Below are 11,744 nucleotides of genomic sequence, written 5' to 3'. Positions count from 1 at the left end.
TTCATACAATCTATTTACAAGTCTGCAAGATTAAATTCAATTGATTCATCTTCCAATTGAAAGGCATCATGCAAGGCATTCACAGATTTAACTAAGTCATCCTGCTTAACTAAAACCCAAATCGTTGTATGACTGTCTGCTGATTGTAAAATACGGATTCCATGATCCGATAAGGCTGTAACGATTTTGGAGGTAACTCCCGGAACACCTGCAATACCTGCTCCAACAACGGATACCTTTGCACAATGACGCTCAACGACAGGCTCATGACCCAAATCATTTAAAACTTTTATCGCCTGATCCGCCATTTCCTCTGTTACCGTATAGACTACCCCATTTGGCGAAATGTTGATAAAATCAACACTAATTTTATCATTTGCCATCGCTTTAAAAACTTCTGCCTGCAAATTGTATTGATCTTTTTTAGCAAAAACCTTTATTTGAGTGACGTTTGACACGTGTGCAATCCCTGTGACCGTTCGTTCTTTAATGTCACTTCCACGCTGCTCTTTATTTAGTGTTGTAACCAATGTTCCAAGATTGTCTGAATATGTGGAGCGAATGCGAATCGGCACTTTTGCCTGCATGGCAATTTCCACCGCTCTCGGATGGATAACCTTTGCCCCCTGATACGCCATATTACAAACCTCTGTATAGGTAACAATTGGGAGTGGCCGTGCATTTTCAGCAATACGCGGGTCTGCTGTCATGATTCCTTCTACATCTGTAAAGATATCAATCCACTCGGCATTAAGTGCCGCACCTAAAGCTGCAGCAGAGGTATCACTTCCACCGCGGCCAATAGTGGTAATATCGCCATTTTTCGCGGCACCTTGAAATCCAGCAACCACTACGACATCGTAATATTCAAGCTCCCTTAAGAGCCGCTCACATTTCATTTCGTTGATTTTTGCATTTGTGTGGTCATTGTTGGTACGGAAGCCTGCCTGGGCTCCGGTTAACGCAATTGCATTGATTCCACTTTCCAATAACATATTCGAAAAAACCACACTCGAAATAACCTCTCCGCAAGACAACAATAAATCATGTTCCCGTTTTGAGATTTTGCTCTGGATCCCCCCAATTAACGATAAAAGTGTATCGGTTGCATAGGGGTCACCCTTTCTCCCCATAGCTGAAACGACTACAACTACCTTGTAGCCGTCAGCTAATGCCTTTTCGATATGGCCTTGAGCGTGTTTCCTACTTTGCTCATCTTTGACAGAGGTTCCGCCAAATTTTTGGACAATAATTTTCATGGTGTCACCAAAACCTGCCTTTTTATTTTACTAATCCAAGTTTTACTAAACTTTCAGCAATTTGAACGGAGTTCCATGCAGCGCCTTTTAGGAGGTTGTCAGAAACAACCCACATATGGAAGCCTCGATCTTCATCGATATCTTTTCTAATCCGTCCGACAAAGACATCATTTTTCCCAACACAATTTGCCGGCATTGGATAGACCTGATTTTCCGGGTCATCTTGAAGGACTACACCAGGTGCATCCTTCAATAACGCTTTAATATCATTTGCGCTAACTTCGTCAGATTCAATTTCGAAATAGACGGATTCAGAATGACCTACCGCAACAGGAAGACGAACGCAAGTTGCAGATACTTGTAACTCCGGTAAATGCATAATTTTTTTGGTTTCATTAATCATTTTCATTTCTTCAAATGTATAGCCATTATCTTCGAATTTATCAATTTGCGGAATGGCATTAAAGGCAATTTGATAATGGTTTGAATCAGATTTTACAGGTAAAATCTTTGGTTCATACCCTTCATCGTTTATGATTGCTTTAGTTTGGTTCATTAATTCCTCAACCGCAGCAGCGCCTGCTCCGGAAACCGCTTGATAAGTGGAGACGATCACCTTTTTTAAACCGAATTTTTGACGGATTGGCTCAAGTGCAACCACCATTTGGATGGTTGAACAATTGGGATTTGCAATGATTCCGTTATGTTGATGCAAGTCCGTTTCGTTCACTTCAGGAACAACAAGTGGTGTATCTGCATCCATTCTAAACGCACTAGTGTTGTCCACGACGATAGCTCCACGTTTAACTGCCTCAGGACCTAAAGCCTTCGAGACACTGCCGCCAGCGCTGAATAAAGCAATATCTACACCCTCAAAACTTTCCGGTTTTGCTTCTTGAATGGTGATCTCCTGTCCATTAACATTAACCTTGTTACCCGCTGACCTTGCAGAGGATAAAAGAGTAAGCTTTTTGATTGGAAAATTTTCGTTCATTAGTGTTTGAATCATTTGTTGCCCAACTGCTCCGGTTGCCCCAACAACAGCAACGTGATATCCATTTTGCTGATTCATTTCTAGTTCCCCTTTTCCACTATATAGTACTGGTCATTTCTATGATAAATATCCTATCAGAAGGGGGTTCCCCCCTCCCGATGGAAGATTAATTTATTTTACCATATTCTTTTAAAGAAATAACCTTTTTTGACGTACAAGGGGGAAATTAGTCAGAATCTTTGTATCTTTCTACAAGTACAGGTTGGAGCTGTCTCCCTTCAAGTGCTGCTTCTACTGTTTCAGATAACAAGGTCATCCTCGCAACCATTGAATTTGGTTTCTTCACAGGGTCATCTTGCCCATAAGGGATAAAATAGATATTTTTTGTTGCCATTAACCTCATTAAGTTTACACCGTTTAAGCCAAGGGCATCATTCGTTGAAATCCCAAGGACAACAGGCTTTAAATTCCTTAATGTTGCTTTAGCAGCCATCAATACCGGGCTATCATTCATAGCATTAGCAAATTTACTCATTGAAACGCCTGTTAAGGGAGCAACCACCATACAATCAAGAGGGATTTTCGGTCCTAATGGCTCTGCTTTCACAATCGAATCAATCACCTTATGACCTGTTAAATCTTCTATTCTTTGAATCCAATCTTCCCCTTTTCCAAAACGCGTTTCTGTACTTTTAACTGTAAAAGTCACAACTGGCAATACTTCTGCCCCAGCCTGAACTAATTTTTCAATTTCCGGAAAAACGGCATCATACGTGCAATGTGAGCCGGTAAGACCAAAGCCAATTCTTTTACCATTTAAACTCATTTCACTTTCCCCTTTCGCTTTCTGAACTCATCTTGAAGCAGTTGAGCTAAAACATTGGCCAGTATTTGCCCAGCTGTTTTAGGGGCAACTATCCCTGGTAGCCCTGGTGCGAGCAACGCTTTAATTCCTCTCTTTTCGGCATATCGAAAATCAGTTCCTCCAGGCTTTGATGCAAGATCAATAATGAGCGTATGTGACGGCAATTTCGAAATCACCATGGCGGTAACAATTAAATGTGGTGCTGTATTGATTAAAATATCGGTATCCTTCACTTCATTGACCAAATTAGATAAATGAAATGGAATTAACCCCATCTCGGTAATTCGTGCCAAATGTTCACTTTTTCTAGCTCCAACCTTAACCTTGGCTCCAAGTGCAGCGAAAGTTCTTGCTACACTCATCCCAACTCTTCCTAATCCCAGTACTGCAATATTTGAGCCGTGGATTGTAAAATCGGTATGCTGTATGGCCATCATAATGGTTCCTTCGACAGTTGGAATTGAATTATAAATCGCCACATCATCTCGTTCGAACAATTGAATGAGTGTTCGTTTCGCACCCTTTGTTATTCCATTTAAAAAGGAATTACTAATTCCTGAATAAATAGCACAATGTTCAGGTGTTTTACTCAACATTTCTTCTGTTAAAACAACCTTTTCATTCGAAAAGATGGTTTCTACCTGTCCTTCTAAATTCGTACCAGGCACCGGTAAAATGAGGGCATCCATATTTATAAAATCAACTTCATCCAACTTTTCCTTGACCGCTCCAGTAAAAGCATGATCAAGTTGTTCAAAACCAATTAGCGATAATTTCGCATCCAATTCGGTTAGCTTGCGGATGATTTCCAGCTGTCTGGCATCCCCGCCAATCACGGCTATCTGCATCCCTGTCAGCATGAACACATTCACCTTCTTTTTTTTAAAAGTCCACTAATAATTCCTTTTCTTCATATCACTTCAACATCTTATGTAAGTTTGCTTCATTCGGTGAGTTTTTCAGCCTATGAAATGAAAAAAGCCCAAGCAAATGTTATTTTGCCTAGGCTTTTGTCACTTATCTATTAATCTTCATCTGGTATATCAATGATAATCATATCCGTTCCGATTTTTTTAATATGCTGCCATGGCACCCTAATTTCCTCCCCTTGTTTTCGAAAGCCAAACCATTTTAATGAAGGAATCAGTAACGCCTGTATTTGTCCGGTTCCCTCATTTATTTCCAAATCGGTTTGACCTAAGACCCCAAGACGTTCTGCCTTTTTAACATCTACAATTTCTTTGCCACTTAATTCACTTAACCTCACAGCCATATAACCCCCTTTGTTTCCCTTTTCTACTAGTTTATAGGGGGGCGTCCCATTTTAGACTAAAGAAAAGAGGCATTCACGTATGGAATACCTCTTTAAAATTTATAATAATTTATTTGGGAATTCGCCGTCAGGGCTAATTAATGTCACGGAATATTGATCTGTAAAAACAGCTCGTGCCATTTCGTCAACGCCTTTTTTAGATACGGCATCAATTTGTTCAATAATTTCGTCAAGTGAACGATGACGTTTTAATAAAAGTTCATTTTTACCATTCCGACTCATCCGGCTATTCGTACTTTCCAAACTTAACATAAGACTTCCTTTTAGCTGCTCTTTACTATTTGTTATTTCTTTTTCAGTTATGCCATTTTGCTTCAATTTCTCAAGTGTTTCTTGGATTGTTTCAAATAAAACATCCAACTGCTTTGCACCTGTTCCACCGTAGACAGTTACAATCCCACTATCCTGATAGGCCGAATGGTAAGAAAATACGGAATAAGCTAATCCGCGTTGCTCGCGGACTTCTTGAAACAGTCTTGAGCTCATGCTGCCACCCAATATATTGTTTAAGGTGATTAAACTGTATATATCCTCATGCCCAACCTTTAACCCCTCAAATCCAATACATAAATGGGCCTGTTCTGTTTCCTTTTTCCTTGAAATCCGATTGGAATGAAAGGTAGGAATGTTTTCGGGTATTTCTTTTGACCCGCCCTGATAGGATCCGAAATACTGTTCAACCTCTTGAATAAAACTTTCCGAAACGTTACCTGCAATCGAAATAACGACATTTTCAGGCGTATATCGTTCAGTAATATACTCTCTAAGTGTTTCACCTGTAAACGTATTTAATGTTTCTTCCGTCCCAAGTATGGGGTACCCAAGCGGGTGGTCTTCGTACACTGCCCTGGTTAATAAATCGTGAACAATGTCATCAGGTGTATCTTCATACATTTTTATTTCCTCTAAAACGACATTTCTTTCTTTATTCAGTTCTTCCTCTACAAAAGTTGAATTAAAAAACATATCAGCTAACACATCTAGTGCAAGTTTAGAATGCGTATCAAGAACTTTTGCATAATAGCATGTATATTCCTTAGAGGTAAAAGCGTTTACTTGACCGCCAATGCTATCAAATGCTTCCGCAATTTCCTTGGCTGATCGTGTTGTAGTTCCTTTAAAAAACATATGTTCAAGGAAATGGGAAATCCCATTTGTTTGTGGGTTCTCATTTCTAGAACCTGTTCCAATCCAAACACCGATGGCAACAGATCGTACGGTGGGGATATTCTCTAATACAATTCTTACTCCATTTTGGCATGTATACTTATTAATCATTGACTTCCTCCTGTCTCTATACAACAGATGCTACTACTCCAATTATTAATTATACTTTCTATAAAGTATTTTCTCCAATTTCAGTTATATTTTTCCTAAATTATTTCATAATTCGTTCCTCACTCATTAAGTCAGTAACTGTCCCTATTTGTAAATTCTTTTGCTCAATTAAGGTAATTAACTGATTGAGCGATTTGGCGGTTGATTCGGTTGGGTGCATAAGAACCATTGAACCCTTATCAATCTTAGACATCACCCGATTTATCAGAACTTCCGGCGTCGGTTTTCGCCAATCGACCGTATCGACAGTCCACATAACCGTTTTCAGGTTTAGGTCGGCAGCAACTTTAATGGTTTCATCCCGATAGCTGCCACTTGGCGGGGCGAACCAAACACATTTTTCACCTGTTGCTGCTTCAATAATTTCGTTCGTCTTTATCATTTGTTCCCGCGCCTTCTCTGCCGTTAATTGCTTCATATCAGGATGACTATAGGAATGATTTCCTACCTCATGCCCTGCTGATACAATCATTTTTGCAAGATCTGGATTCTTTTTAACCCAATTGCCTTCAAGGAAAAAACTCGCTGAAACATTATGTTTTTTTAAGGTTGCAAGAATTTCTGATAAATATTCATTTCCCCATGCAACGTTAATAATAAAGGAAACCATTGGTTTTTCCGGATGACCTTTATATATCGGTGAAGGTGGCAAGTCTTTTAGATGAACTTTTGGTTTTGTCTGCACAAAAACAAGTTTCTTTTCATTAAAAACTTGCCCTTTCTTCATATTTTTATATGATGCTGTGACATCAACTTTAAGACCATTATAACCGGGGATCGCCTTCCAGACTAAATCAATTTTTGCATCGGAAGGAGGGATTTCATATGTAGGAGCATTTTTTAAGATACTTTGATATAGAGGATCGGACTGTTTCACTGCTGGAAGTGCTGAAACTTTTAAAGCAGCTACATATTGATTCACGATGGGATTGTTTACTGCCACCCAAGCAGCCAGGCAAATGACAAATATAATCATGACTTTTTTCATCTATTTTTCCCCCTTCCTTACAGATTATGTATAGAAGGGACAAGGTAGAACATAGAAAAGCGGCCGCACCCTGGTCAGCAGTCCTTAGTGCTGAAGCAGGATATTTCTCAAAGGTGAAATTCAAACGTTCAAATTCATTACAGAAAAAGTCAGGGTGGGACCCTGACTCCTTTGTAATACCTATTTTATTTTTACGGTACTGTTTATTGCTTTTGCTCTTCCTTTTCCCGCTGTTCTTTCAATACAGCCTTGCGGGATAAATTGACACGACCTTGTTTATCAATTTCGGTTACTTTTACTAACATTTCGTCACCAAGCTTGACAACATCCTCCACTTTTCCAACCCGCTCTTCAGCAAGTTCAGAAATATGGACAAGACCATCTTTACCGGCAAAAATTTCTACGAAGGCACCAAATTTTTCAATCCGTTTGACCTTACCGAGGTACATTTCACCTACTTGAACTTCACGAACAATATCTTCGATGATTTTCTTCGCCTTATTGTTCATTTCTTGATTTGTTGATGCAATAAAGACGGTACCATCCTGCTCAATATCGATCTTAACACCAGTTTCTTCAATAATCTTATTGATTTGCTTACCACTTGGTCCAATAACATCACGAATCTTATCAGGGTTAATCGTCATTGTTAAAATTTTCGGTGCAAACTGGGAAAGCTCTTCTCTAGGCACATTAATAGTCGCAAGCATGGAATCTAAAATGTGCATTCTCCCCACTTTTGCTTGCTGCAGGGCTTCTTCTAAAATCTCACGGGAAAGACCTTCAATCTTAATATCCATTTGAAGTGCGGTGACCCCTTTAGCGGTTCCAGCTACTTTAAAGTCCATATCTCCAAGATGATCTTCCATCCCTTGAATATCTGATAACACTGTATAATGCTCACCTGATTTTACAAGTCCCATTGCAATACCAGCAACAGGAGCTTTAATTGGAACGCCTGCATCCATCATTGCTAAGGTGCTTGCACAAATACTAGCTTGTGAGGTGGAGCCGTTTGATTCCAATACCTCAGAAACAAGGCGGATGGTATATGGAAAATCCTTCTCAGGCGGAATAACCGGTTCAAGAGCACGTTCACCCAAGGCCCCATGCCCAATCTCGCGGCGACCCGGTCCACGAATAGGTCCCGTTTCTCCCACACTAAAGGATGGGAAGTTATAGTGGTGCATAAATCTTTTTTCTTCTTCAATCCCTAATCCATCAAGAATTTGAACATCACCCATTGCCCCAAGTGTACAAATACTTAATGCCTGTGTCTGTCCACGGGTAAAAAGGCCTGAACCGTGTGTACGCGGTAAAATACTTACTTGTGAAGATAATGGACGAATTTCATCAATCTTGCGCCCATCCGGACGAACTTTTTCCACTGTAATTAAACGGCGGACTTCACCTTTGACAATCTTGTCCAAAATTTGCTTCACTTGTTTCATATCTTCGTCTGTTGCTTCTTGTTCTGTATATTTAGCAATCACATGATTTTTGACTTCTTTAATGGCATCCTCACGAGCATGCTTTTCCTGCACTTGAATTGCCTTAAGCATGTCAGCTTCACATAAATCTCTAACTTCAACTTCAAGTTCTTTATCTATTTCATATAGGCTAATTTCTCGTTTGTCCTTGCCTATTTCTGCGACAATTTTCTCTTGAAACTCAATCAAGCGTTTGATTTCATTGTGTCCAAACATTATCGCCTCAAGCATGATTTCTTCAGGCACTTCAAGTGCACCCGCCTCAACCATGTTGATCGCATCTTTTGTTCCGGCAACAGTTAAATGGATGTCACTTTTTTCAGCCTGCTCAACAGTTGGGTTGATGATAAATTCATTATTGACCCGACCGACAACCACACCGGCAATTGGACCTTCAAATGGAATATTCTGAAGTACTAAGTGCTAGTGAAGAACCAAACATCGCAGCCATTTCTGTTGAACAATCTTGGTCTACACTCATAACAATACTAATAACTTGTACATCATTTCGAAACCCATCAGCAAAAAGCGGGCGAATTGGACGATCAATCAATCGGCTTGCTAAAATAGCTTTTTCACTTGGTCGACCTTCACGTTTAATAAATCCTCCAGGGATTTTTCCAACCGCATACAAACGTTCTTCGTAATTTACTGTTAACGGAAAAAAGTCTAAATTCTTCGGTTCTTTTGAAGCTGTAGCGGTACTTAATACAGCAGTATCACCATAGCGAACCAGGGCGGCACCGTTTGCTTGTTTAGCTAATTGACCGATTTCAACTGATAATTTACGCCCAGCCCAGTCCATCGAATATTCATGTTTCGTATGTTCCATATTTTTACCCCTCTCTATCTAAATCACTTAGAGGATGATGCGAAAAAACATTTCACTGCAATCATCGTACTAAATTTTTCAATCATATAAAAAAAGCCTTAAAAGCTTATGTTATCATTCAAATTAATAATAGTATGCACAAATTAGTCCTGACTTAAAAATATGTATAGAAATTTCTTAAATGGTCACCCTACTCTGGCTTTTTTACCTAACAAAAAAGCGGGAAAAATCCCGCTTCTGTAATCTAACGACGTAGACCAAGCTTATTAATTAACACACGGTAACGTTGTACGTCTTTATTACGAAGGAATGTTAAAAGATTACGACGTTTACCAACCATTTTCAAAAGACCACGGCGTGAGTGGTGATCTTTCTTGTGTGTACGTAAGTGCTCGTTCAAATTGTTGATTGATTCAGTAAGGACAGCGATTTGAACTTCTGCAGATCCAGTATCGCCCTCATGAGTTTTATACTCATTGATCAGTTCATTTTTACGTTCTTGAGTGATTGCCATCCAATTCACCTCCTAATTTTCATATCCCCAGTTACCGAGCAAGCGTCGGTGACTCGACTTGCCAAGCAAAGGTTGTTTTTAATACGTAATTAAGAATACATGTTTTTCCGTCAAAAAGCAAGTTAAAACCTTACTTTCTTATAATAAAAACATCTTTTTCACCAACAATGTCAGAAAGATTGTCGATTATTTTCAAAGTATTCTATTGTTTGTTGTTTATCTTTTTCTATTTGTGCAACCAGTTGATCAATTCCGGAAAACTTTTGTTCCTTACGGATATAATGATGCCATTCAACCATTACTTCATCGCCATATATTTCTTGATCAAAATCAAATAAATGAACCTCAACAGACTGCTTTTGTGCCTCATTATTAAATGTTGGTTTAAATCCAACATTACAAACTCCATTATACCAAACGGAACGAACCTTCATTCTTACTGCGTAAACCCCAAGTGGCGGTATAATATATTCACCTTCTATGTCGATATTCGCCGTAGGAAAACCGATTGTCCTGCCTCGTTTATCACCATGAATGACCACGCCAGTTGTTGTGTAGTATCTGCCAAGAAGGGTAGGAAGTCCCCTTGTGTTTCCTTCCTTAATAAGATGACGAATTCTTGTCGAGCTTACCTTTTCACTTTCATGAACAAACTTGGGAACAATCGAATAAGAAAACTCGTCCCGTGAATGGAATAGGATTGTTTCCATTGTCCCTTTGCCCATACGTCCATAAGTAAAGTCGAATCCGGCAACTACATGCTGGACATTCAGACCAATGACATATTGATCAATAAACTCCTGTGGAAGAAGGTTGGCAAATTCTGAAGTGAAATGGACGATAAATAAATAATCAATCCCGAGTGACTCAATAATTTTAGTCTTTTCTTCTAATGGAGTTATATATTGAACCTGATTTTTATTCATTCCTAACACAACTGATGGGTGTGGATCAAAGGTCATCACAGCACTGCGTAGACCCTTTTTATCTGCTTGTTTTTTTGCCTCTAGCACAACTTGTTGATGTCCAAGATGAACACCGTCAAAATAGCCCAAAGCCATAGCTAAGGGCGGAATTTCATTTTTATTTATGTTTAATGGGAAATTAAGCTTAATTACTTCCAATTGAAACTCACCTTTTCTAGACCGTACCCTTTTTATGATTGATCATTTCTTAACACTTTAACTGGCTTTAAAAGTCCGGGCTTGCTCGGATGTTTTGAATAAATGGCAAGAGCGAAACCTTCGTTCGTTTCAGCGATAATGGGTCCGTTTATATTTTCTACTTCTTCTGGTATAGGTAATAGTGCACCATTTTTTACTTTCTCTGCTACTTTATCATTAATCAGTAATTTCGGCAAATGAGAAAGCGCTGTTTCTAGCGGTTTTAACACACTTGAAATCGTGCCTGCTGCCATATGTTGTTCTATTTCTTCAAACGTTAAACAATCCTCCAAAGAAAATGTAGCAGATTGAACTCTTTGCAAATTAGACATATGGGCTGGAAAACCTAGGCGTTCACCAATCATGACCGCCAACGTACGAATGTACGTTCCTTTGCTGCAACTCACTCTAAAGCGAAAGGAAATTTCCTCCCCTTGAAACTGCTCTCTATCGTCAAGCAGTTCAATTGAATAGATGGTTACAATTCTAGAAGGCCGTTCAACCACAATCCCTTTTCTTGCATATTCGTAAAGTCTAACCCCACCCACTTTTACGGCAGAATACATGGGCGGAGTTTGTTTGATTTCACCTGTAAATAATTTCAGTAACGCCATGATTTCATCTCGAGAAATAATTCGATCTACCGGTTTCCTTTCAACAACCTCACCTGAAGCGTCTTCAGTTGTTGTTGAAAAGCCAAGAGTAACTTCTCCCTCATAAGCTTTCCCGGCATCCGTTATGTACTCTGCAACCTTCGTTGCCTTTCCAACACAAATAGGCAGAACACCGGTCACATCAGGATCGAGTGTCCCCGTATGTCCTATCCTTTTTGTTTTTAAAATCTTTCTTAATTTAAAAACACAATCATGCGAGGTTAACCCAGCAGGCTTAAATAGCGGTAATATTCCTTCCAACATTAAATCTCCTAACTTGTAGTATTATCGAAAAAAATGGATAGACGTTTGTCT

At 39.3% G+C, this 11,744-nt stretch carries 10 protein-coding genes and 1 pseudogene; all 11 read right to left on the bottom strand.

Going from position 1 to position 11,744, the window contains the following annotated elements:
* Positions 1 to 14 precede the first annotated feature (14 nt).
* On the bottom strand, positions 15 to 1,259 hold the full coding sequence (dapG, locus tag RCG19_RS18225; RefSeq protein WP_308108254.1) for an aspartate kinase: 1,245 nt from the start codon (positions 1,257 to 1,259) through the stop codon (positions 15 to 17).
* Positions 1,260 to 1,281: 22 nt separating this feature from the next.
* Positions 1,282 to 2,331: an aspartate-semialdehyde dehydrogenase gene (asd, locus tag RCG19_RS18220; RefSeq protein ID WP_308108253.1), complete on the bottom strand. Its 1,050-nt coding sequence runs from the start codon at positions 2,329 to 2,331 to the stop codon at positions 1,282 to 1,284.
* A 148-nt stretch (positions 2,332 to 2,479) separates the two neighbouring features.
* Positions 2,480 to 3,079 (bottom strand): dipicolinate synthase subunit B, encoded by a 600-nt coding sequence (gene dpaB, locus RCG19_RS18215; RefSeq protein ID WP_308108252.1) that lies wholly within the window; start codon positions 3,077 to 3,079, stop codon positions 2,480 to 2,482.
* Positions 3,076 to 3,978, bottom strand: coding sequence for a dipicolinic acid synthetase subunit A (dpaA, locus tag RCG19_RS18210; protein WP_166238057.1), 903 nt, complete (start codon positions 3,976 to 3,978; stop codon positions 3,076 to 3,078). The genes dpaB and dpaA overlap by 4 nt, the downstream gene beginning before the upstream one ends.
* 164 nt (positions 3,979 to 4,142) lie before the next feature.
* The gene (locus RCG19_RS18205; protein WP_166238146.1) at positions 4,143 to 4,385 is read right to left on the bottom strand and encodes a YlmC/YmxH family sporulation protein; all 243 of its coding nucleotides are present in this window, start codon (positions 4,383 to 4,385) and stop codon (positions 4,143 to 4,145) included.
* 105 nt (positions 4,386 to 4,490) lie between these two features.
* Entirely contained in the window at positions 4,491 to 5,729 is a 1,239-nt protein-coding gene (locus RCG19_RS18200) for a M16 family metallopeptidase (protein WP_166238055.1), read from the bottom strand.
* Positions 5,730 to 5,829: 100 nt separating this feature from the next.
* Complete coding sequence (locus RCG19_RS18195; RefSeq protein WP_308108250.1) at positions 5,830 to 6,777, bottom strand: polysaccharide deacetylase family protein; 948 nt, start codon at positions 6,775 to 6,777, stop codon at positions 5,830 to 5,832.
* Positions 6,778 to 6,980: 203 nt separating this feature from the next.
* Positions 6,981 to 9,099, bottom strand: a pseudogene (gene pnp / locus RCG19_RS18190) (polyribonucleotide nucleotidyltransferase).
* Positions 9,100 to 9,343: 244 nt separating this feature from the next.
* Positions 9,344 to 9,613: a 30S ribosomal protein S15 gene (gene rpsO, locus RCG19_RS18185; RefSeq protein ID WP_007086827.1), complete on the bottom strand. Its 270-nt coding sequence runs from the start codon at positions 9,611 to 9,613 to the stop codon at positions 9,344 to 9,346.
* Positions 9,614 to 9,783: 170 nt separating this feature from the next.
* Complete coding sequence (gene ribF, locus RCG19_RS18180) at positions 9,784 to 10,737, bottom strand: bifunctional riboflavin kinase/FAD synthetase (protein WP_308108249.1); 954 nt, start codon at positions 10,735 to 10,737, stop codon at positions 9,784 to 9,786.
* 32 nt (positions 10,738 to 10,769) lie between these two features.
* Entirely contained in the window at positions 10,770 to 11,690 is a 921-nt protein-coding gene (gene truB / locus RCG19_RS18175) for a tRNA pseudouridine(55) synthase TruB (RefSeq protein ID WP_308111025.1), read from the bottom strand.
* Between the last annotated feature and the right edge of the window lie 54 nt (positions 11,691 to 11,744).

This window comes from Neobacillus sp. OS1-2 (genome assembly GCF_030915505.1).
Lineage (GTDB): Bacteria > Bacillota > Bacilli > Bacillales > Cytobacillaceae > Neobacillus.
Note: the sequence above shows the minus strand (reverse complement) of the source record. Positions and strands in the feature narration are given on the sequence as shown.